Annotated in this window: 28 protein-coding genes; 22 read left to right on the top strand and 6 right to left on the bottom strand. The window is 38.2% G+C overall.

The window, feature by feature from the left end:
• Nucleotides 1–249, bottom strand: a complete 249-nt coding sequence (locus IEW76_RS01920) for a ferredoxin (protein ID WP_036779494.1) — start codon at nt 247–249, stop codon at nt 1–3.
• A gap of 207 nt (nt 250–456) precedes the next feature.
• Between IEW76_RS01920 and IEW76_RS01915 the strand changes: the two genes are divergently transcribed.
• From IEW76_RS01915 to IEW76_RS01900, 4 genes are read left to right on the top strand one after another with little or no spacing between them, the layout of a single operon-like run.
• Nucleotides 457–1524, top strand: a complete 1068-nt coding sequence (locus IEW76_RS01915) for a YpbB family protein (protein WP_188650360.1) — start codon at nt 457–459, stop codon at nt 1522–1524.
• Nucleotides 1505–3046 (top strand): RecQ family ATP-dependent DNA helicase, encoded by a 1542-nt coding sequence (locus tag IEW76_RS01910; protein ID WP_188650358.1) that lies wholly within the window; start codon nt 1505–1507, stop codon nt 3044–3046. The genes IEW76_RS01915 and IEW76_RS01910 overlap by 20 nt, the downstream gene beginning before the upstream one ends.
• Entirely contained in the window at nt 3043–3615 is a 573-nt protein-coding gene (locus IEW76_RS01905; protein ID WP_188650356.1) for a CPBP family intramembrane glutamic endopeptidase, read from the top strand. Before IEW76_RS01910 ends, IEW76_RS01905 begins: the two co-directional genes overlap by 4 nt.
• A gap of 6 nt (nt 3616–3621) precedes the next feature.
• A complete protein-coding gene (locus tag IEW76_RS01900; protein ID WP_188650354.1) occupies nt 3622–3870 on the top strand; it encodes a hypothetical protein in 249 nt (82 codons plus the stop codon).
• A 168-nt stretch (nt 3871–4038) separates the two neighbouring features.
• Here the strand turns inward: IEW76_RS01900 and IEW76_RS01895 are convergent, their stop codons facing one another.
• From IEW76_RS01895 to IEW76_RS01885, 3 genes are read right to left on the bottom strand one after another with little or no spacing between them, the layout of a single operon-like run.
• On the bottom strand, nt 4039–4608 hold the full coding sequence (locus tag IEW76_RS01895) for a manganese catalase family protein (protein WP_188650352.1): 570 nt from the start codon (nt 4606–4608) through the stop codon (nt 4039–4041).
• A gap of 14 nt (nt 4609–4622) precedes the next feature.
• Nucleotides 4623–4886, bottom strand: coding sequence for a spore coat protein CotJB (locus IEW76_RS01890; protein ID WP_188650350.1), 264 nt, complete (start codon nt 4884–4886; stop codon nt 4623–4625).
• Entirely contained in the window at nt 4883–5101 is a 219-nt protein-coding gene (locus IEW76_RS01885; RefSeq protein WP_188650348.1) for a spore coat associated protein CotJA, read from the bottom strand. Before IEW76_RS01885 ends, IEW76_RS01890 begins: the two co-directional genes overlap by 4 nt.
• Nucleotides 5102–5278: 177 nt before the next feature.
• On the opposite strand from IEW76_RS01885, the gene IEW76_RS01880 reads away from it, so the two are divergent.
• The 6 genes from IEW76_RS01880 to IEW76_RS01855 all read left to right on the top strand — a co-directional run bounded on the left by IEW76_RS01880 (nt 5279) and on the right by IEW76_RS01855 (nt 11019).
• The gene (locus tag IEW76_RS01880; protein ID WP_188650346.1) at nt 5279–5911 is read left to right on the top strand and encodes a CBS domain-containing protein; all 633 of its coding nucleotides are present in this window, start codon (nt 5279–5281) and stop codon (nt 5909–5911) included.
• A 54-nt stretch (nt 5912–5965) separates the two neighbouring features.
• Nucleotides 5966–6346 (top strand): hypothetical protein, encoded by a 381-nt coding sequence (locus IEW76_RS01875; RefSeq protein ID WP_188650343.1) that lies wholly within the window; start codon nt 5966–5968, stop codon nt 6344–6346.
• 106 nt (nt 6347–6452) lie between these two features.
• A complete protein-coding gene (locus IEW76_RS01870; RefSeq protein ID WP_188650341.1) occupies nt 6453–7364 on the top strand; it encodes a MerR family transcriptional regulator in 912 nt (303 codons plus the stop codon).
• 166 nt (nt 7365–7530) lie between these two features.
• Nucleotides 7531–8109 carry a genetic competence negative regulator gene (locus IEW76_RS01865; protein WP_188650339.1) on the top strand — a complete coding sequence of 193 codons (579 nt, stop codon included), beginning with the start codon at nt 7531–7533 and terminating at the stop codon, nt 8107–8109.
• A gap of 346 nt (nt 8110–8455) precedes the next feature.
• The gene (locus IEW76_RS01860) at nt 8456–9736 is read left to right on the top strand and encodes a Glu/Leu/Phe/Val family dehydrogenase (protein WP_188650337.1); all 1281 of its coding nucleotides are present in this window, start codon (nt 8456–8458) and stop codon (nt 9734–9736) included.
• Nucleotides 9737–10041: 305 nt separating this feature from the next.
• Nucleotides 10042–11019 carry a YpdA family putative bacillithiol disulfide reductase gene (locus IEW76_RS01855; RefSeq protein ID WP_188650335.1) on the top strand — a complete coding sequence of 326 codons (978 nt, stop codon included), beginning with the start codon at nt 10042–10044 and terminating at the stop codon, nt 11017–11019.
• Nucleotides 11020–11101: 82 nt separating this feature from the next.
• On the opposite strand, the gene IEW76_RS01850 is transcribed toward IEW76_RS01855, so the two are convergent.
• The gene (locus tag IEW76_RS01850; protein WP_188650332.1) at nt 11102–12070 is read right to left on the bottom strand and encodes an asparaginase; all 969 of its coding nucleotides are present in this window, start codon (nt 12068–12070) and stop codon (nt 11102–11104) included.
• Between the two features lie 87 nt (nt 12071–12157).
• On the opposite strand from IEW76_RS01850, the gene prsW reads away from it, so the two are divergent.
• The 9 genes from prsW (at nt 12158) to fni (ending at nt 20380) form a co-directional block, all read left to right on the top strand.
• The gene (prsW, locus tag IEW76_RS01845) at nt 12158–12844 is read left to right on the top strand and encodes a glutamic-type intramembrane protease PrsW (protein WP_188650330.1); all 687 of its coding nucleotides are present in this window, start codon (nt 12158–12160) and stop codon (nt 12842–12844) included.
• 659 nt (nt 12845–13503) lie between these two features.
• Complete coding sequence (sleB, locus tag IEW76_RS01840) at nt 13504–14328, top strand: spore cortex-lytic enzyme (RefSeq protein ID WP_188650328.1); 825 nt, start codon at nt 13504–13506, stop codon at nt 14326–14328.
• Nucleotides 14329–14346: 18 nt separating this feature from the next.
• Nucleotides 14347–15678 (top strand): germination protein YpeB, encoded by a 1332-nt coding sequence (gene ypeB, locus IEW76_RS01835; RefSeq protein ID WP_188650326.1) that lies wholly within the window; start codon nt 14347–14349, stop codon nt 15676–15678.
• A 105-nt stretch (nt 15679–15783) separates the two neighbouring features.
• Nucleotides 15784–16449, top strand: coding sequence for a flagellar brake protein (locus tag IEW76_RS01830; protein ID WP_188650324.1), 666 nt, complete (start codon nt 15784–15786; stop codon nt 16447–16449).
• A 54-nt stretch (nt 16450–16503) separates the two neighbouring features.
• Nucleotides 16504–16704: a DUF5359 family protein gene (locus IEW76_RS01825; RefSeq protein ID WP_188650322.1), complete on the top strand. Its 201-nt coding sequence runs from the start codon at nt 16504–16506 to the stop codon at nt 16702–16704.
• 119 nt (nt 16705–16823) lie between these two features.
• Nucleotides 16824–17507, top strand: a complete 684-nt coding sequence (gene cmk / locus IEW76_RS01820; protein ID WP_188650320.1) for a (d)CMP kinase — start codon at nt 16824–16826, stop codon at nt 17505–17507.
• A gap of 2 nt (nt 17508–17509) precedes the next feature.
• Nucleotides 17510–18091, top strand: a complete 582-nt coding sequence (locus IEW76_RS01815) for a lysophospholipid acyltransferase family protein (protein ID WP_188650318.1) — start codon at nt 17510–17512, stop codon at nt 18089–18091.
• A 98-nt stretch (nt 18092–18189) separates the two neighbouring features.
• Nucleotides 18190–19326: a 30S ribosomal protein S1 gene (gene rpsA, locus IEW76_RS01810; RefSeq protein WP_188650316.1), complete on the top strand. Its 1137-nt coding sequence runs from the start codon at nt 18190–18192 to the stop codon at nt 19324–19326.
• A gap of 13 nt (nt 19327–19339) precedes the next feature.
• Nucleotides 19340–20380, top strand: coding sequence for a type 2 isopentenyl-diphosphate Delta-isomerase (gene fni / locus IEW76_RS01805; protein ID WP_308422025.1), 1041 nt, complete (start codon nt 19340–19342; stop codon nt 20378–20380).
• 42 nt (nt 20381–20422) lie between these two features.
• On the opposite strand, the gene IEW76_RS01800 is transcribed toward fni, so the two are convergent.
• A complete protein-coding gene (locus tag IEW76_RS01800) occupies nt 20423–20557 on the bottom strand; it encodes a YpzI family protein (RefSeq protein ID WP_084599270.1) in 135 nt (44 codons plus the stop codon).
• Between the two features lie 102 nt (nt 20558–20659).
• On the opposite strand from IEW76_RS01800, the gene IEW76_RS01795 reads away from it, so the two are divergent.
• Genes IEW76_RS01795 through IEW76_RS01785 form a run of 3 tightly spaced genes read left to right on the top strand, consistent with a single transcriptional unit; the run spans nt 20660 to nt 22340 of the window.
• Complete coding sequence (locus tag IEW76_RS01795) at nt 20660–21265, top strand: YphA family membrane protein (RefSeq protein WP_444543939.1); 606 nt, start codon at nt 20660–20662, stop codon at nt 21263–21265.
• Complete coding sequence (locus IEW76_RS01790; protein WP_188650310.1) at nt 21262–22158, top strand: YIEGIA family protein; 897 nt, start codon at nt 21262–21264, stop codon at nt 22156–22158. The genes IEW76_RS01795 and IEW76_RS01790 overlap by 4 nt, the downstream gene beginning before the upstream one ends.
• Entirely contained in the window at nt 22155–22340 is a 186-nt protein-coding gene (locus IEW76_RS01785; protein WP_188650308.1) for a capping complex subunit for YIEGIA, read from the top strand. The genes IEW76_RS01790 and IEW76_RS01785 overlap by 4 nt, the downstream gene beginning before the upstream one ends.
• Nucleotides 22341–22544: the final 204 nt, after the last annotated feature.

Here is a 22544-nt window from a genome sequence, read left to right as displayed (position 1 = left end):
TTATTCGAATTTTAATGCATCGCCGTCAAACGGTTCGTCTTCAACTTTAATGGAATCTGTAGGACAACCTTCGAAAGCATCTTCCATATCTTCATGAAGGTCTTCGGGAATCTCCGCAGTACCTTTATTATCATCTAAGATGACAAATGCAATGCCTTCATCATCGTAATCATAAATATCTGGAGCTGCAGCCCCACAAGCCCCACATGCTATGCATGTTTCTTTGTCGACAATTGTATATTTAGCCATGTCACATACCCTCCTAAAATATTTAAGACCCTGGTATGGATCTTCTATAACATATATAAGTATCCTAATTTGGAAACATTTTCGCCTAATACATATTGTAAAGCTCTTCTTTTAACATTTCAACTAAAAATCGGCGAATTCATTATGCAACCTAAGCTTGACGTGGCCCTTCAAATAGCTTTCTGAAGGGTAGAGAAAGGGGATTCCATGTTTAACACTTTATTACTTCACAGCATTCAACAATTACAAGGTGAAAGAAGTGCTTCAGCAATTTTACATATGCTAACAGGTAAGAAATCTTCACAGACATTCCAAGATGTTTACGCATATCAACTATCAACTTTTTTTGGGATATATCGCACGATCACTCGAGATGAATTAATGCAAGAGTTAAGAAATTTAAAGGCTCTACATTATATCACTACAAAAGAACGAGAAATTCGATTAACAGAAGCTGGAATGGAGATTCTTAACAAAGAACCAATAGAACATACACCCTTAGCTTGGCTGAATGGTACTACATATCAGCATATGGATCAGCAATTTTGGGGTCGTTTAGTAGTATTCGTACAGACGGCTTCTAATATCGCTTCAGGTCAGCATCAATTTATTCCAGTTGACGACAGAAAAGAGGTTTTGAACTGGGTGAAAGTAAAGTATCGATATGAACAATCCAATCTGCGTGAATACTTACAGCGCTTATACTCTGAATTGTATGGTCTTTTAAAAGGGATGCCTGAATGGATTGCTGAATTTACAACCTATCGTTTGTCTTCTTACCATCGCTATGGAATGAGTAAAGATCAGCTGGCTATGCGCTATAATCTTTCTGTTCATGATGTCACCATTACCCTTCAAGCTGTTATTCATTATTTGTTACAGAGGGTTTTAGATCATCAAAGCACCTATCCTTACTTATTTCAAATGTGTGAAGACCTTCAAGTGACCTATCCTCTTACTCATTCTGCTCAAAAAACGTTTGAATGGATTGAGAAAGGCCATTCCCTCGAGAACATAGCGAGGATTCGTAAATTAAAAATGAGTACCATCCAAGACCATATTGTAGAAATTGCTCTAGTGAATCCGCATTTTCGTATTGATAACTATGTTACGAAAGAAGCGGCACAAAACATTTCCCATACAGCAAATGTATTAAACACGAATCGATTGAAAACAATTCGAGATGAGCTGAGTGGAGATTACTCTTATTTTGAAATTCGGCTTGTGTTAGCAGCGTCACAAGGAGTGTCAAATCATGAATCACGAAACACTTGAAAAGCTACTGTATCATAACTTTGGATACGAACAATTTAGAGAAGGTCAAAGAGAGATTATCGAAGATTTACTAAAGGGGAATGATGTTTTAGGCATCTTACCTACTGGTACTGGTAAATCAATGTGTTATCAATTGCCTGCTCTTGTGCTAGAGGGAACTGTAATCGTGGTAAGTCCCTTAATTTCATTAATGGTTGACCAGGTGAAGCAGTTAAAACAACAGGGTATGAAGCGCGTAGTGGCCATAAACAGCTTTTTGAATCCACAACAAAAGCAACAAGTGTATACTCATATTGATCAATACAAATTAGTCTATTGTTCACCAGAGATGCTTCAAAATGAGCAGTTCCTACAGGTTTTGAAAGAGAAAGTTTCGGTTTCGTTACTAGTAGTGGATGAAGCGCATTGTATTTCACAATGGGGGCATGAGTTTCGAACGGATTATTTAAAGTTGGATGAAACACTGAAGCAGTTAAAAGAACCAACCGTATTGGCTTTAAGTGCTACTGCTCCTGTGCATGTCCAAGATGATATTTTGAAACAAATTAATCGGCCAGAAATGCGTAAGCACATTTATCCCATGGATAGAGAAAACATTGCATTTTCAGTAGAACATGTTACTGGTATGGAAGAGAAGATGCAACGTTTGGCGGATATATTAAATACACATTCAGTACCGACCATGATTTACTTTTCAAGTCGACAGTGGACTGAAAAAGCGGCACATGAATTAAGTCAACGTGTACAGGATTTAAGGATTGCCTATTATCATGGTGGAATGGATCAGGTAGATCGTTTACTGATCCAACAACAATTTATGAATAACCAATTAGATGTGATTTGTTGCACTAGCGCTTTTGGGATGGGTGTTAACAAAGGGAATATACGACTAGTTGTGCATGCTCATATTCCCTCGCAGGTTGAATCTTTCTTGCAAGAGATAGGTCGGGCAGGGCGAGATGGATTTCAAAGTGTTAGCTTAACCCTCTATAGCCCAGGAGATGGCGAAATTCCTAAGCGTTTTATAGAGACAGAACTACCTTCTGAAGAGATGGTTTCAAACGCGATGCGTTACTTACAATCATTATCCTCTAAAGGTATGTGTATCCCGGAACGAACAGAGGATATTGAAGAAACATTACAACTTAGTGAGGTTCAATGGCGCTTTTTATCCTATCAATTTGAGAAGCATGGGCTTATTAAAGGGAAAAATATTCTCAAGCATCAAAGCGGCTGGGAAGACGCTTATTATTCAATCCTTAGGTTTATTCATGAGAGAACCATGATTAAACAAAATAAATTAGCGGAACTCCTACATTGGGTGCACTCAGAAAACTGTTTAAGGTCTAGCTTATATCGTTCATTTCAAACCACATTAAAAGAACCTACTGGTTTTTGTTGCGATCGCTGTGACTTTGCATTTGATTTATGGGAAACAAACAATAACTTCAATCAGCGAACCGAGATGTTAAATTGGGAAGAAGAACTCCAAAGGATTTTTTTACAGGGGGGGTCTGAATGAATCAAGCTGACTTAATAAAAAAAATGACAGATCGTCAAGTCGTAACCCAGCTCTACATCACTCAAATCATCATTCTAGCCCTTTCTCTAGTGTGTAGTTGGTTTTTATTTGACTCCATTAAAGATTGGTATGATTTATTCACTTGGAACATTGAAGGTATTATATATTATGGTGGATCAGCAGCTCTTCTTATACTAGGCTTAGATGTATTGCTCATGTCGGTTATGCCAAAACGTTTTTATGACGACGGTGGGATTAATGAAAAAGTTTTCAGAAGCCTTCCTATTCTAGAGATTGTTGGTTTGACATTTTTTGTAGCTTTAGCGGAGGAATTATTATTTCGTGGGGTAATTCAAACAGAATATGGGTATTTGGCTGCTAGTATATCATTTGCGCTCGTTCACATTCGTTATTTGAACAAACCTGTATTGTTCGTTTCGGTTATAGCTATCAGTTTTTATATTGGATGGATGTACGAAATTACAGAGAATTTGTGGGTTACGATATTTGCCCATTTCATTATTGATCTCGTGTTAGGAATCATGATTCGATATCGTATACTGAGGTGAAGAAAGTTGGAAGAATCCCATAGCCACAATGACCAAGCGAAGAATTTGCGACGAAGAATGAAAGAAGACAAAAGTGTGTTGCAAGAAGTTAGTCAAGAACGATCAAGTGGACTTATTTATAACCTTCCATCTAGAAGTGAGGTACATAGAGGGAAGTCAACTAAAGTGAAATGGAAAATAAAATATCCATTCATTCGATTATTAGTTTTCCTTTTTGTTGGTTTAATAGTACTTCTCCCACTTTATTTTTTGTAAATTAGAAGAAAACATGAGCTCAAAATGCCCTTTAGAAAGTTATTCAAGGCATGACTAATGTGAGTGCTATAAAATAGTGGCTAAAGAATGAATTTCAAAAAGAGGTTCAGAGTTTGATGACTCTAAACCTCTTAATTTTATGGTGTTCCCCTTCGTTATCTATACTTGTTAAAAAAAGATTTTGCGATCTCGCTCTTCTTTTAAAATCTCAACTGCTTCCCGGAAACGTTGTGAATGTATGATTTCTCTCTCCCTTAGATATTTTAACCCATCATTTAAGTCAGGATCATCAGATAAATTTATGATCCATTGATAAGTAGCACGTGCTTTTTCCTCTGCGGCAATATCCTCGTATAAGTCCGCAATAGGATCCCCTTTAGCGGCAATGTACGTGGCGGTCCACGCCGAACCGGCAGCGTTTTCATAATAAAGAGCATGCTCATGATTAGCGTAATGCGCACCTAAACCAGCAGCCTTCATCTGTTCTGGTGTTGCGTCTTTTGTAAGTTTATATACCATAGTCGCAATCATTTCTAAATGGGCGAATTCTTCTGTACCGATATCAGTTAAGAGACCTACAACTTTATCAGGGATGGTGTACCTCTGATTTAGATATCTTAGAGCTGCAGAAAGCTCGCCATCAGCTCCACCATATTGTTCGATTAAGTATTTTGCAAGTTGCGGGTTACAGGAACTTACCCTAACAGGATACTGTAATTTTTTCTCATAATACCACATACTCTACCTCCTTCTTACACTTGCCATGGCCAAGGGGCACTGTTCCAATTCCAAGGATATCCTGAATAACTTTCCCCATATTGTCGAAGAGGCCCATATTGTTGTTCATATTGCTTCTTAAGCTTCTTACTTTGTTGAGCGAACTGATTGAATTGTCCGATTGCTTCATAATCTTCAGGATGAGTGTCTAAATATAAAGTAAGTTCAACTAGAACAAAATCTACAGCTTGAATTTCCTCTAGCAATTCGTAATATGAAGGTGGGAGGGGCTGGTTCATTTGTCATCACTCCCGTCAGGATTTGGGTAAGGACTGTAAAAAGCTGGCCAAAGGGTTCCGCAATAAAGGGCTTGTTTAGGACTAAACTGTTGTAAATTTTGGGGTTGGAACCCTATATAAAGTTGAGGTGGCGTCTGGTAACTTTTTACACGAATAGGCGGGCAGGGGTCATGTGGGCTGTTATAGGGCTGGTAGTACTTCACTTGAGTGAACATCACCATTAACTCCTTTCTGTTGAACTTACATTCATACCACTACTATTTATGGATATTTTGTTAAACCTTATCCTATTACAAGTTTAATCCTTATCTCAAAGAAGGGATTTTGTTTTTTTAATCGAATATTTTTATGAAGGGTACTGTTATATCATTACATAAATTGAGGTGAAGACGATGTTTGTAAAGGGAATTATGAAAGATGCTCATGAATGTTGGACGGCGTCTGTAGATACTCCGTTAAAAGAAGTAATTGATAGGCTTAATGAAAATGATATTCAAGGGATGCCAGTCGTAGTAGAAGGTACCTTTAGAGGGATGGTTTCAAAAGAACTGATCTATAAGAACTTTTTTGAGAGCGGGATGACAAAAGATTCCTTTTTAGCTGAACGAAAAGTTGGGGATGCGATGGCTTATGAGGATCTCTACATTACGGAAAGCGATGTGTTTGAACAAACACTAACGACTTTCAAAGGTTTTTCTGTAGTTGCAGTAATTGGGGATCATCGCAAATTCTTAGGTATCGTTACACGTTACGATGTTTTAGAGCAGTTTGAAAGTGCCTTTGGTATGAAGAAGAAAGGGGTTCGAATTGCATTTACTTCAGAGGAATCTGAAGGCCGCATTGCTCGTTTAGCTGAAATTGTTAAGCAATATCATGAAAATATCATTTCTTTAGCTACTTTTGATGAAACTGCTAAACTTACAAGAAGAATCGTGTTGAAAATTGAAAAGAAAGATAATATAGAGAAATTTGCTAAGAAACTAGAACGTTCTGGCTTCAGAATCCTTGATATTAAAGAAGATTAAACAGGACTAGACCCAGCCTCACATCCATATAATGGGTGGGGGGAGGGGTTTTTATTGTTTAGTGCTTTAATCATTAGTGGTGTAGCTTGGTTTGCAACCTTTTTCTCTATATATTGGCTTCCGTTTGCTAGAGTACCGCTCTCGTCAGATTTTTTCTTACTGGCCATATTAGCCCCGGTTGATTTCTTATTTGGAAGCTTGTGTTTGCTTGTGGCTTGTATAAACCATGGCTTGTTGTTTCGGGCCGTAGTACAAACGAACGTTCGTACAGAAGTGAAAGTATTATCCTTGTTAGGATGGTTAAGTCCTGCTGTGCTGGTCGTTTTTTCTATAAAAGTTGTGGCCCTTGTTTTCTGTATGTCTGTCATCTATGGTATTCTTTCCATGAAGGGGAAAGAGCAACAAAAAGGGAGTATTAAGAGTAAATCGTTCTAAGTTATCGATAATAATTTGTGCAAAGCATATCCAAAACCCATACATAGTTTACACAAAGCGCTTTCTTTTTTATAATAAGATCAAATAGATTTATGGGGGATAAGGTATGTCCAGCACTCAAGGTAAATACAACATCAAAGCCGTTTCTACAATGCTCGGAATTCAATCAGGAACTCTTCGAGCATGGGAACGTAGGTATAAAATGATACGCCCGACACGTAATGAGGCTGGTCATCGTTTGTATACAGATGAGCATATTAAAGTATTGAAATGGTTAATAGATAAAGTGAATAGAGGTTTTACTATATCTCAAGCGGTTTCTTTGCTTGAGAACAATCAGAACAATCAATCAAACGTTGAGGAAGAAAATGTTTCTTCAAAAGAAAGTCATATTGAAGCGATGTCCGACGAATTATTAGATGCGTTGTTACAGTTTAATGAACGAGATGCTCAGATGAAACTAGATCATGCATTTAGCTTATTCTCACCAGAAAAAGTAGCAATTGATGTAGTGGGTCCCATATTAGTTAAGATTGGGAACTTGTGGGAAGCGAATGAAATTTCTAGTGTGCATGAACATTTTGCAAGTAACTTTCTACGCTCTAGATTAGGGATGATGTTGATCTCAATGCCTGTTAATCATATGCAACCGAAAGCTGTGTGTGTATGTGGTCCTAATGAGAAGCATGAATTAGGTATATTGATTTTCAGTCTTTATCTAAAAAGACAAGGATACGATGTTGTTTATTTAGGTCAAAGTATCGCTCCAGGCGATGTTGAAGTGATCGTGAATGAACTAAAGCCATCGTATCTGTTTATGTCTTGCACAATGAAGAAGAATATTCCTGCAACAGTACACATAGCTGATGCTTTAAAAGAACGCTATCCAGATTTGGCGATTGGGCTAGGGGGCTACGCATTAGATACCTTACCACCAAAGGATAAGGAACCCATACAACCTTACATCATAGGTAGCAATAGTTCGGATTGGTCAGAGTGGCTGTCCAATCATTCTTAAGACTCGCGTTTAGGCGCGAGTCTTTTGCTTCCTAAATAGCATGATTTAAATAAATTTCTTGTAGCTATGCCTATTCCAATTTATACTTTAAAAATAGTACCAAACTTACAAAAAAAACATATACTAAGGTAAGGCATCGCACATGCATTCAAAGGGGGACGAGTGAATGCGTCTTGAAAGGCTATCTAGTAATAAATTTAAAATATTTCTAACGTTTGATGACTTGCTTGATCGTGGGATATCACGAGAGGATCTGTGGCAAGACCTACCTGCTGTTCACGCATTATTTCATGACATGATGTACGAGGCTACAGACGAATTAGGAATGGAACTAGAGGGGATGCTCCAAGTTCAGGTATACCTGATGCAGGCTCAGGGCATGCTCATTGTGGTTACACAAAGTGATCAAACGAATGAAGATTATGATGAAGACTATATTGAAATGAAAGTTACACTTGATGAGAGTAAAGAAATGATGTTCAACTTCCATGCATTTGAAGACATAATTCAAGTGGCTCACCACTTACTTCAGTTAGGCATTAAAGGTGGATCCGTTTATTATATGGACCACTACTATATGCAACTTTCTGATGAGGATATGGCAGAGTTGAACCGTGAAGACTTAATTGCTATTCTTTCTGAGTTTGGCTCACCAAGTACAGTTACTAGTTACCGTTTAAATGAGTATGGGAAAACGATTTTAAATGGAAATGCAGTCCAGGAAATCACAACCTATTTTCAGTAAAGAAGAGATCGGTCCATAAAAGCGGACGATCTTTTTTTTGTGAATTAGTCATATACATATCATAGCTCTGAAAACATTTTTTATATAGAACAAGAAAAATATTTATGTAAATATTAGAAGGATTTCTATGAACATGTTACGATAAAACAGAATAATAAATATAGGGGGAAAAGAATTGCAGAAATTCGAATACCCCATTATAATGAAATCGCTTACATTACAAAAGGTTTAGTTTTCATCAAAATATGTATTTTCGTGTTTCCATAAAGCTTAAGAAGTTGTATACTAATTTCTGAAGAAATGGAATGTACATTGACTGAACCGAATTTTCATGGGAGGTAAGTTCATGGTAGCCGACAAAGCAGCAGATTCTGCGAATGAAAATCATGACAAATTAGACGTATTAAAATCAACTCAAACTGTGGTTAATAAGGCACTTGATAAATTAGGGTACCCATCCGAAGTGTTTGAATTGCTTAAAGAACCTGTAAGAATGATGACAGTTCGAATCCCGGTTCGAATGGATGATGGATCAATTAAGATCTTTACAGGTTATCGGGCTCAACACAATGATGCAGTGGGACCTACAAAAGGTGGCGTAAGATTCCACCCAAGCGTTACTGAAAAGGAAGTAAAGGCTTTATCCATATGGATGAGTTTAAAGGCTGGGATTGTTGATCTTCCGTATGGTGGGGGAAAAGGCGGAATTGTATGCGATCCACGTGAAATGTCTTTCCGTGAGTTAGAAGGGCTTAGTCGCGGTTATGTACGAGCTATAAGTCAAATTGTAGGTCCTACAAAGGATATTCCAGCTCCTGACGTGTTTACGAATTCACAGATTATGGCCTGGATGATGGATGAATATAGCCGTATTGATGAATTCAATAACCCAGGTTTTATTACTGGAAAGCCTCTTGTATTGGGCGGATCTCATGGTCGTGAGTCTGCAACGGCTAAAGGTGTTACAATTTGTATTGAAGAAGCTGCTAAAAAGAAAGATATCGACATTAAGGGAGCTCGTGTGGTCATTCAAGGATTTGGTAACGCAGGTAGCTTCTTAGCTAAGTTTATGCACGATAAAGGGGCAAAAGTGATTGGAATTTCTGATGCACAAGGTGCTCTTCATGATCCAGAAGGATTAGATATTGATTACCTTCTCGATCGTCGAGATAGTTTTGGAACCGTTACGAACTTATTTAAGAATACAATTACCAATCAGCAACTATTAGAGCTAGATTGTGATATTTTAGTTCCTGCAGCAATTGAGAATCAAATTACGGAAGAAAATGCAGCAAATATTAAAGCAAGCATCGTTGTTGAAGCTGCAAACGGACCAACTACACTAGATGGAACGCGTATTTTATCAGAGCGTGGGATTTTATTAGTTCCTGATGTATTAGCATCATCCGGAGGAGTAACGGTATCATACTTCGAATGGGTGCAGAACAACCAAGGTTACTACTGGACTGAAGAAGAAGTTGAAGAAAAGCTTCATAAAGTAATTGTTAAGGGCTTTAATGCCGTATATAATACCGCGGAAACTCGTCGTATTGATATGCGTTTGGCCTCTTATATGGTTGGTGTACGTAAAATGGCGGAGGCTTCACGCTTCCGTGGATGGATATAGGTTGAATCTTTTGCAAGCATCTCCTATCATTATGTGGGTAGGAGATGTTTTTTGTTTTGGGCTCTGTTGATGTTTAGTTGTTTTATATAACTCCCTGATGTGGAGTACTCACTACTGAGATACTTAAGCAGGCAAGGGGCCTCCTGCGTTTGATGAGTGGTTTCCAGGCCTACCTTAGACTCAGCTAAAGCTAACAGCTCTCTAAGTCAAGTGCCTATTTTTAAAGAACATGATATACATCAAAATTTAGACAAATGATACTTATGAATAGTGATATGTGTTGTTGATAGAGGAGTGAAGGAAATTTGCAGAAGGAAGATGTAATTGTTGTAGGAGCAGGGCCATGTGGTTTATCGGCTGCGATTGAACTTCAAGAAAGAGGTCTGAACCCTCTTATCATTGAAAAAGGAAATGTAGTAAATGCGATCTATAATTATCCGACTCACCAGACTTTTTTCAGCTCAAGCGAGAAATTAGAAATTGGTCGAATGCCTTTTATTACAGAAATGAAAAAGCCAGTACGTAACCAAGCTCTTGCGTATTATCGTGCGGTTGCTAAGCGAAAGAATCTTCGTGTAAATGCTTATGAAAAAGTAACAAGCGTTACAAAGGATAATGAGATCTTTACCTTGTGCTCGGAGCGAAACAATGGTGAGGAAGTAACTTATCAAGCTAATCAGATCATTATTGCCACAGGATACTATGATCATCCGAATCACATGGGGATCCCTGGTGAAACGTTAGATAAAGTGAGTCACTACTTTAAGGAGTCTCACCCTTATTTCGATAAAGATGTCGTGGTGATAGGAGGGAAGAACTCCGCTGTCGATGCTACTTTAGAGCTGGTAAAAGCGGGTGCGAATGTTACGGTTCTGTATCGTCAGTCTGACTATTCTAAGAGTGTAAAACCTTGGATTCTTCCTGAATTTGAAGCTCTAGTTAACAAAGAAGTAATTAAAATGGAATTTAATGCTACTGTTACTGAAATTACCTATGATAAAGTTTATTATGAGGTTCATGGAGAGAAAAAGGAAGTTGAGAATGACTTTGTATTTGCTATGACTGGATACCACCCAGACCATAGTTTCTTACGTAAGATGGGTATTGAGATTGAAGAGGATACGGGACGTCCTACATTTAACAAAGATACAATGGAAACCAATATTGAGGGTATATATATAGCTGGAGTTATTGCTGCAGGGTATAACAATAATGAAATTTTTATTGAAAATGGTCGTCATCATGGTGAGTATATTGCTGAAGCGATCTGTAGTGAGAAATAAAAGTTAGAAAAGGTTCTACGCATAGGAGTGCGTAGAACCTTTTTATGTAATAAGGTAATTTTCTTTTAGAAACTAAAATGAATTATGCAAAGATATGAACGAGTTCGGAAGGGTTCTGTGTCATTTCTAAAGCGATCATAAGTTTAATACGAGCTTTAGGGCCGGTGAGACCGTTAGAGAATACAACTCCCATTTCTTTCAGCTTACGCCCCCCTCCTTCATAACTGTATACATCTTGAGCTATACCCTGGTAGCATCGGGATACAAGGACTACAGGAATTCGGTCTTCGATTAATTTCTTTAGTGGTTCAACGATTTGCGGTGGGACATTCCCCTGTCCAAGTGCTTCTATGACTAGTCCGTCCGGTTTAGTATGTCGTATAGCTTCTACTGTTTCCGAGTCCATTCCCGCATATGTTTTTATAAGGGTAACACGCTTTTGAATATGTTGGATTGGGTAGGACTCATGTGATGTTAATGTATGGTGAAACATTATACCCGTTTTAGTGACTATACCTATAGGGCCGTATTGAGGACTTTGAAAAGTCGCTACATTACTAGTTGATGTTTTTGTAACGTTCTTTGCACTATGAATTTCATCATTCATCACGACTAAAACACCTTTATCCTGTGCTTCATCAGAGCAGGCAACTCGAACAGATGTTAATAAGTTGTAAAGACCATCTGAACCAATTTCATTAGAAGAACGCATAGCCCCAGTAACGATGATTGGTTTCCTTGTTTGTAAGTACAAATCTAGAAAGTAAGCTGTTTCTTCTAGAGTGTCTGTTCCATGGGTAATAACAATACCATCTATTTGCTCAGTGGCCAGTCTTTCATGTATTCTTTGCCCCAAAGTTAACATATGTGAAGGCGTCATATGAGGAGAGGGTAAATGGAAGACTACTTCATCTTCAATATTTGCGGAAGTAGCCAAGGATGGTAGCATTTCGTAGAGAGGATGATCTAAATCTGGTGCAACTGTCCCTGTATTTTTATCTTCTTTCATGGAAATTGTTCCGCCTGTATGTAATACAATAATCTTTTTCACTATAAACACCTTCTTATTTCAAGTATTTTCTTTCCATTATGTTCATGATACGATGAAATAGATTGAATTGAAAGAGGAGGAACGGTCGTGTTTACAATACTCTCAGCAGCAGTGGCACCGGGCTTTGCGCTCATGTCGTTTTTTTATTTGAAAGACCGTTTTGACTCTAAGCCTTTCTCAATTGTTTTTAGGACCTTTGTGATGGGCTCGTTATTAGTGTTTCCGATTATGTTTATCCAGTACGCTTTTGAAACAGAAGGCGTGTTACAATATCCAGCTACAAAATCGTTCCTTCTAGCCGGTGGTTTAGAGGAATTCTTCAAATGGTTTATTTTTATGTATGCGGTTTATAAACAAGACCATTTCGAAGGACGTTATGATGGGATTGTTTATGGTGTTTCTATTAGCCTAGGCTTTGCTACTGTTGAAAACATATTGTATTTATTAGCCAATGGTGTAGAAGTCGCCTTTTTAAGAGCTCTTTTCCCAGTTTCTTCTCATGCCTTATTTGGAGTGATCATGGGGTATTATCTAGGTAAGGGGAAAACGGATCGGAAAAGAGGTTCGATCTATGTAGTTTGGCTTGCACTAGCAACGCCTATTTTACTTCACGGACTATATGATTATATCTTAGAAATATGGCAATCGACATGGCAGTATACATTGACACCATTTATGATCATATTATGGCTTATTGCTTTAAGAAAAGTGAAACAAGCCAATATGGTACCTGCTGATGTAATTCCAATTGAACAAAATAAATGGAAAGCTTGAGACCCGCTTCTTTTTAGGAGCGGTTTTTTTATTTTTATCCTCTTTTAAAAAGTACTTGTTAGACATTTCTTAGTTTGAGAGAGGTTATCGCAGTAGATTGATGCCTTGCCTTGTCTAGCTCCTGGGGCTTAGAGGCTAGCGAGATAAGGCCACCCATTACAGTGAGCAAGCTCACTTCCATGGGTGGTCTTATCCGTACGCCTCTGAACAAGCCTGATGCGCTTTTCTTATTGTCTAGCTCCAGCGGGGAGGGGCTAGTGAGATAAGCAAATTAACTCCAGTGGCTTAACGCCACTTCCGTTAACTTGCTTATCCTTACACCCCTAACCACCCCGCCTGCGCTTTTCTACTGTCTAGCTCCTGGGGCTTAGAGGCTAGCGAGATAAGACCATCCATTACAGTGAGCAAGCTCACTTCCATGGGTGGTCTTATCCGTACGCCTCTGAACAAGCCTGATGCGCTTTTCTTATTGTCTAGCTCCAGCGGGGAGGGGCTAGTGAGATAAGTAAATTAACTCCAGTGGCTTAACGCCACTTCTGTTAATTTGCTTATCCATACGCCCCTAACCACCCCGCCTGCGCTTTTCTTTCATGTATAAAATCCCATTAGATTCAGAAACTACAGTTCATAAGACTATAGTTCAGGAGGATATACGGGATATGAAATGGTTGCGAGTGTTGTCAATTTTATTGATCGTTTGTATGTTAACGATCTCCATATCATCTAGTGTTGATCAAACATCTCATGCGTTTAGTCCAAGGGTTTTACAGAAAGGTTCTACTGGTGATGATGTAATTGAATTACAAGCAAGGCTTCAGTATATCGGATTCTATGAAGGGAACATTGATGGAGTCTTTGGTTGGGGGACTTATTGGGCGCTTCGAAACTTTCAGAAAGAATTCGGGTTAGAAGTTGATGGATTGGCTGGACAGGAAGCGAAACAAAAATTAATAGATGCTACTAATTATGATAAGCAATACGTAAAAAAACAGATTAATTCCGGAAAAGATTTTACCTACTATGGGGGGACACCTAAAGAACAGCAAACTGAGCCTTCTCCAAAAGGTGGAGATAAAAAGAAAGATGATGGACCATCAGAACCTACATCCGTAAACGTTCCAACCGGTTATTCTCAAAATGATATTCAACTCATGGCGAATGCGGTTCATGGAGAAGCGCGTGGAGAACCTTATGTGGGCCAAGTAGCGGTTGCTGCTGTTATTTTAAACAGGGTAGAAAGTTCAACATTTCCAAATAGTGTTTCTGGGGTCATCTTTGAGCCGAGAGCTTTTACGGCAGTAAGTGATGGTCAAATATGGCTTGAGCCAGACGAAACATCTAAGAAAGCGGTTATGGATGCGATGAACGGTTGGGATCCTTCCCAAAATGCTCTCTATTATTTTAATCCAAATACCGCTACATCAGGTTGGATTTGGAGTCGACCACAGATTAAAAAAATAGGCAAGCATATATTTGCTAAATAGAGAAAGGGTGGAACTGTTATGATACGTTGGCTCCTTATTGGTGTGTTAGCTGTTGGCGTTACAGGTACTGCTGTATGGGGGTACCAGGAACACCAGGAGAAGAATGCCATACTTGTTCAGGCAGAAAACTCCTACCAACGAGCTTTCCATGATTTGTCTTACCATACGAATTTGTTACATGATAAAATTGGAACGGTTTTAGCAATGAATTCACAAAAACAATTATCACCTCAATTAGCCGATATTTGGAGGATTACATCAGAAGCGCATAATGATGTGGGCCAGTTACCACTTGCCCTCCTCCCTTTTAATAAGACTGAAGAGTTTCTCTCAGATATAGGGGAGTTTACTTATCGCACAGCAATTCGAGATTTAAACAAAAACCCTTTAACAGATGATGAGGTTAAGTTGTTAGAAAACTTGTACAAAGAGTCAGGAAAGATTGAGAAAGAATTACGAAAAGTTCAATATATGGTTCTAAATGATAACTTACGTTGGATGGACGTACAACTAGCTCTAGCAAGTGATGACAAAACCGATAATACTATTATTGATGGTTTTAAAACGGTGGAAAAGAATATGGAAGGGTATGCTGAAGGTGATTTAGGTCCTACTTTTACTGGTGCCTCTCAGCAGAACCATGAATATCAATTCCTAAATGGTGAAAACCTCTCAGAAGAAAAAGCTAGAGAAAAAACAAAAAAGATTTTCGAGATCCCGCAAGGTGCTAAAGTAACAATGACTAAAAGTGGGAAGGGCGCTGAAGTCCCAACTTACAGCCTATCCTATAGAAGTGATAAGAAGAATGGGTATATGGACATGTCTGTGAAAGGTGGACATCCAATAAGTATATTAGTTGAAAGGGACCTTAAAGAAGCTAAATTAGGTTTATATGAAGGTTCTGGAAAGGCTAAAGACTTTCTGGAGAAATATAAATATAAGCAGATGGAGAACTTCCAGAGCACACAATACGATGAAGTTGGAGTGTACAATTTCTTACACGTTCAAGATGATGTCCGTATTTATCCAGATTCCTTACAAGTAAAGGTAGCTCTTGATAATGGCGATATCCTCGGTCTGTCAGCTCGAGATTTTCTTATGAATCATCATAAGCGGTCCATTAAAGATCCAAAAATATCTGAAGAAGAAGCTAGGAGCAATGTAAATCCAAACGTTAAAATACAAGAACAACATATGGCAATTATTGAAAATGATCTCAACGAAGAGGTTTTGTGTTATGAATTCCTAGGTACTTTAGGGGAAAGTACCTATCGTATTTTTATTAATGCTAACGATGGTATAGAAGAAAAAGTTGAAAAACTAAAGCAAGCAGAAATGAAATTTGAATAGGAGATTTTTGGGGAAGATAGAGATCTATCTTTCCCTTTTTGCTTTTTTTTGACATAATAAATATGAGACCTTAGGACCATGTTGTGGGGGAGAGAGGAACGTAAAGTGATAAAAATTGGGATGTCATTAACACTTGAACCAAATCAGGACACTGATGAAGAGCCAGAAACGTTTTATTGCAAGCTCGTAGAACAAGATAATCAAATGTTTTACATTGATTATCCTGTAAATGAAAAGACTGGTAGAACCGGCTTTTTCTTTGAGGGTACACAGTTTAAAGTAACATTTGTCGGAGAAGATCAATCTATATATATGTTTACCACAGAAGTGAAGGAACGTAAGAAGCTACAAATTCCTGTTTTAGCTATACATAATCCAGGCAAGAAAAAAATGATACGGATACAACGGCGTCAATATGTCAGAGTAGAAACAGCAGTTGATGTAAGTGTACAAGGGCTAGAAGGACGTCAGGAGCCTTTCACGACCATAACTCTTGATATTAGTGGGGGAGGGGCAGCTGTAATACCGCCGGACCATCATCAATTACATGAGGAGGACCAAGTTGAGGTATGGTTTGTGATTCCTCTATCCTCAGGAGAAACCCATTATATTCAAACTACTTCAAGGATTGTTCGAATCTTTCAGGAGAAATCTACAAAGCGAGACCAGTTATCTCTTGAATTCACACATATTGATCACCGTGATAGAGAGCTTTTGATTCGTTTTTGCTTTGAACGTCAGTTGCTTTGGAGAAGAAGTAGAGTAAGATAACGTATAAAGATGATTAGAGAGGATACGCTATTAGCTAAAAAGAGGCTGTATACTATGAAACGTTTTGAACAATGGCTTTGTACACTAGTATTAGTACATGCGATATTGTTAGTCGTGTTTCAGGCATTAATGCTTTATACCGATTTTTCTTTATATGTACAACCGGTCTACGAATATTTTGGTGTGGGTAAAAGGCTCGAAACCAATATAGTAGAAACAATAGACCGCATCTTTGGTGATGTGTTATCCTTTTGAAGTATAATGATACCAATACATAACGCAAGGAAACGTTATTGACCTTGAGTTGAACCAAACTGTTTGAACTAGCCTTTGGTTAGTCATATTGTATTTTTGCAAGTGAAAGAGGGATTAGGATGAAACAAAATATTGCAGTAGCTATTGATGGACCAGCAGCTGCTGGTAAGAGTACAGTAGCCAAAATTATAGCAGAGAAGTTAACCTACGTTTATATAGATACTGGTGCTATGTACCGTGCACTTACGTATAAAGCTATTAAAGAAGGTGTTTCTTTAGAGGAAGAAACATCGTTAATGAATTTGCTAACGGATACGACTATTGACCTTCAGCAATCAACAGACGGCCAAAAAGTTATTTTAGATGGTAAAGAAGTAACACTTGATATTCGTACTGAAGAAGTAACCAACCAAGTATCCATTGTAGCTAAGCATGGGGAAGTTAGACACGAGATGGTTAAACGACAGCGAGAATTAGCTTTAAAGCGAGGTGTGGTTATGGATGGTCGTGACATAGGCACACACGTTATACCAGATGCTGAAGTAAAAATCTTTTTGATTGCTTCGGTCCAAGAACGAGCAGAACGTCGTCATAAAGAAAATCTCGAAAAAGGTTTTTCTTCGGATTTGGAGAAATTAAAAGATGAGATCAGAAGACGTGACCAATTAGATTCAGAGCGTGAGGTTTCTCCTCTCTTGAAAGCAGAAGATGCAATTGAAATTGATACGACAGCTTTATCTATTACAGAAGTGGCTGAAAAAATATTACGTGTTGTTCACGATAAATTAGATAGAGGTGAATAATCATGGCGTTATATAAGATAGCCAGGTCAATTTGTGCTACCATCTTTTACCCTCGCTACCGAATTAAGGTGGAAGGAAAGGAAAACATACCTGAAAAAGGTCCTGTTGTAATATGTTCAAATCATATTTCAAATTTCGATCCAATTGTAGTTGGAATCACAGCCCCAAGGGACATTTATTTTATGGCTAAAGAGGAATTGTTTGAAAATAAAATAATCGGTGGGCTATTAAAACGTATTCATGCTTTTCCTGTGAAGCGGGGGATGAAAGATCGTCAGGCTCTTCGTAAAGCAATGGGCGTTTTAGAAGAGAATCAGGTTTTAGGATTATTCCCAGAGGGGACTAGAAGTAAAACCGGAGAATTAAAGAAAGGTCTAGCTGGAGCTGGTTTTTTTGCACTTCGATCTGAAGCAACTGTTATCCCTTGTGCAATCGTAGGCTCCTATAAAGGCAAGGAGCCATTACGGGTAATCTATGGAAAACCTGTACCCATGGCAGAATTAAGAGAGCGTAAGGCTTCATCTCAAGAGGTTACAGATGTTATAATGGGAGATATTCAAAAGCTTTTAGACAAAAAACGCTAGTAGGCGTCTTTTGCTTGACAAAAAGCTTCAAATATTAGAAGTTAGAACCAAGGATATATTTATGGTTGGTTGTGGCGGAACTGAAGGAGGTCTTTTTAATGGATGAAATGAACCAAGAAATGTCAGAAATGCCGAACGTTTCAGTCGGCGATGTACTTACGGGTAAGGTTGTAAAAGTTGAAGACAAGCAGGTACTTGTCGATATCGGTTACAAAGTTGAAGGCATCGTTCCGATCAGTGAGCTTTCTAGTTTACATGTAGAAAAAGCAGCTGATGTGGTATCAGAAGGTGACGAGTTAACGCTAAAAGTAAAGAAAATGGATGATGAAGAAATTGTCTTATCTAAGCGTGCGGTAGATGCTGAATCAGCTTGGGAAGACCTTGAAGCAAAATTAGAAAGTGGAGAAGTATTCGAAGCTGAAGTTAAAGACATTGTAAAAGGTGGTCTTGTAGTTGATGTAGGTCTTCGTGGATTTATTCCAGCTTCTCTTGTCGAAACATATTATGTTGAAGACTTTAATGATTACAAAGGTAGAACTCTTACGCTCAAAGTAATTGAGCTAGACCGAGAACAAAATCGAGTAATCCTTTCTCATAGTGCCGTTGTTGAAGATGAAAAAGACGCGCGCAAAGCTGCTTTACTTCAGGAACTTGAAGCAGATCAAGTATTAGATGGTACTGTTCAACGCTTAACTGATTTTGGTGCTTTCGTCGATATTGGTGGAGTAGATGGTCTTGTACACATCTCCCAACTAGCTCATGAGCATGTCGATAAAGCTTCTGATGTGGTAGAGGAAGGACAGAAAATTCAAGTACGTGTTCTTTCTGTAGACCGTGATAATGAGCGGATTTCACTTTCTCTTAAAGATACACTTCCTGGCCCTTGGGATCAGGTGGGAGAAAAGATTCGCCCAGGAGATATTCTAGAAGGTAAAGTACGCCGCTTGGTTAACTTTGGTGCCTTTGTAGAACTTCTGCCTGGAGTTGAAGGCCTTGTACACATTTCGCAGATTTCTAAGCAGCACATTGGTACACCTCAAGAGGTTCTTGAGGAAGGTCAAGACATTAAAGTGAAAGTACTTGATGTGAATGAAGATGAAAAGCGGATTTCACTCAGTATTAAAGAAATTGAGGCTGATCAAGATCGTCAACAAGTAGAACAATATACGAGAGATGACGATGGTGGCTTTCAATTAGGTGACTTTATCGGTGACAAACTAAACAAACTAAAATAAACTACAAAATTCGGTGATATTATTGAGTCGATCTAAAAGAAAACTAGAGCATATTAGACATGCATTATCCCGTGAGGATCTTGGTATTAATAGCTTTGATGAGATGGAAATTATTCATCAGAGTTTGACGGACATTCATTGGGACGATATTTCATTGCAGACTCAATTAGGCGAACTTACTTTAAGTTCGCCTCTTTTTGTAAATGCAATGACTGGAGGAGGCGGTGAGAAGACAGAAGCCATTAACCGTGACCTTGCTATAGCTGCAAAGGAAACGGGAATTGCCCTTGCTGTTGGATCGCAAATGTCTGCTCTTAAAGATGAAAGAGAAATGAAGAGTTATCAAGTAGTAAGACAAGAAAACCCTGAAGGCATTGTTTTTGCGAACGTAGGAAGTGAAGCAACACTTGATCAGGCTAAACGTGCTATTGACATGTTAGAAGCCAATGCGTTGCAGATCCATTTAAATGTGTTGCAGGAATTGATCATGCCGGAAGGAGATAGGGATTTTACAACTCGACTAGAGCAAATTGAAGAAATTGTAAAATCTGTAGAGGTTCCGGTTATATTAAAGGAAGTTGGGTTTGGTATATCTCAGGAAACTACACGTCAGTTGAAAGAAATAGGAGTTTCCTATATTGATGTTGGAGGTAAGGGAGGAACAAACTTCTCTAATGTTGAGAATAAACGCAGAAGACAACCTCTTGAATCTTACAATGGATGGGGAATTCCAACTGTAACATCTATCAAGGAAGTCAAAAGCGTCTTCCCAGAATGTAATGTAATTGCCTCTGGTGGAATGCGTAATGGCTTAGATGGAGCGAAGTCATTCGTGTTAGGTGCTAACGCATTTGGTATGGCTGGTCAGCTTCTTAGAACGTTAATGAAAGACGATCTTGAAACGCTAATTAAAAAGATAGATCATGTTCATGAGGAATTTAAGATTGCTATGATGCTCTTAGGAGCTAAAGAAACATACCAACTTGATGGGAAACCTCATATTTATACTGGTTCTACAAAGTCTTGGTTAGAGCAAAGAATTACAACGTTATAGAGAATGAAAGCCCATTGCTTAAAAATAAGCAATGGGCTTTTTTTATAATTTTTGATCTTTTCTTGCTTGTTCAGGAGTGTCTAAGTACGTACTTCCTTTTGGATGATTTTGTGTGTCGCGATCACTTTCTACACGATTTTCTTTTTTTAGCTTCTTTTGCTGACGGTCTTTTCCCATAAAACCACCTCCTCTTTAAAATAGTATTTTCCTGATTCAAAACGTTATTCATGATTAGAAATCTTACAATTGTTCATAATTAAAAAAGGGAAGGTGGATAGAATGGATCAGGGATTAATTTTTTTCTTTTTTTGCTGGGGATTATGGGTGGTAGTGACTTTCCTAATGTCTAAAACTCGTATGCGTTTCGTTACAGGTATGTATTTATTGATACTTTTAATTAGTTCAGGCTTTTCTTGGGATTTCCTCCAACATTCTGGAAGCTACGCTGTAGTAGTCATTTTAGTTTTTTCAATGCTGCTTATTTTGAATTATCAAAAGGTTATGTATCCAACATTAGTAGCTCTGTTCGTTAGTATTGGGTACACTGGAATGCTTTTCTTTGAGAAAGTTGTACCAGTTTGGGTGATGATGCCAAGGATCGTTATTTTAGGAGTTCTTTCATTTGTAGTTGTGAGCATATTGATAGAATCCACTTTCTTAAGAATAGCGGTGTGGGGATTTGCTTCAGTTGTAGGCGAATGTGTGTACGCATTGATCTTAAGTGGATATGGTTATACTGAAGATGTTGGGGACTGGGCTTACCTTGATGTGTATAGTTTAGTCTGTAGTTTAGTTATTTTAAATGGTGGCTTGGTTAAAGTAAGTGAAATCTTTGAACAAACAGTGACGAATCGAATCAAAAGAAAGGTGGGATTTCGGTCATGAATGAATATACTTATCCTATTTTATTTGGAGTGATTATAGGTGTTGCGATACGTTTAGTAATGTTGAGAGCTGATTATCGCCAATACCCTACTTATCTGCATGGTAAGGTGATCCATATCTCCCTTGGTTTCATAGCGGCTTCCCTTGGAACAATTGCTGTACCAGCTATTATGGAACTCGAATTTACTGCTGTTACCTTTCTTACGATTGCAGCCTCGCAGTTTAGAGAAGTGAGGAATATGGAAAGAAATACATTAACGGAATTAGATGCCTATGAACTGGTACCAAGAGGGAATACATATATAGAAGGAATTGCTATAGCATTTGAAGCGCGGAATTACCTTGTTATCTTTACTTCCTTATTAGCTACCCTTAGCTTTCTGGTATGGAACATTTGGGTGGGGCTGGCTGTTTCCTTCGTTTGCTTCTTTATTGTTCGTAAGTTCATGAGTGGAAAGACACTTAAGGACATCGTGAAAATTGAATATGTTCAACCTCATTTTGAAGGGGCGGGATTATATGTTGATAATATATATATCATGAATATTGGTTTGCCTCAAAGGCAAGAAGAGATTGGCGAGTATGGAATGGGGTTTGTGTTAACTCCAAAAAATTTCAATGTACGATCAACCATTGCGAATTTGGGTCAACGACAAGCGATCCTGCACGATATATCGATTTCTATGGGGGTGTTCCGTGATAGTGGTACACCTGCATTAGTGCCATTAATAAAAAGGGATCTTGATGATGGACGGATTGGTGTATTTGTTTTGCCTCAAGAGAGGGATAAAGAAAAAGCTATTAAAATTATTGGTGCAGTTCCGGTCCTTGAGAACGCGATTCGTATGCCATCTGAATCTAAAGCTAATAAAGGTGAGGAGGACCTCAAATGAAAGTAGAAAAGATGATATTGGCATCTATTACTATGAAGCGAGATAATGTTGATGGGGGATCCCCGATCTTTATATGTGATACGAAAGAAGAAATGGATAAAGTAGCTGCGAATCTAGAAGCGATTTTGGATGGTATTTCTCATGCCTTAAGTGATGAGTTATATATAATAGTTAAACATTAACTCCTTAAGGCTGTGAAGTCCTATTTGTAAGAGAAAAGGATTGTTAGTTTTAAGTCCTTCTGCTAAAATGAAAAAGTTAAGAGTAAACCCTTCTTACTTGACAAGAAGGGTTTGCTTATTCATTTACAATTTCACATAACAGTAACACTTGATGTATGAAAATGATCTAATGTGAAGTTGTAAAAATAAGAATATGATATAGAA

Origin of the sequence: Pontibacillus salipaludis, from assembly GCF_014642405.1 — a bacterium.
GTDB lineage: Bacteria > Bacillota > Bacilli > Bacillales > BH030062 > Pontibacillus > Pontibacillus salipaludis.
The sequence above is the reverse complement of the archived record's forward strand: the minus strand, read 5'-3'. Positions and strand labels throughout refer to the sequence as shown.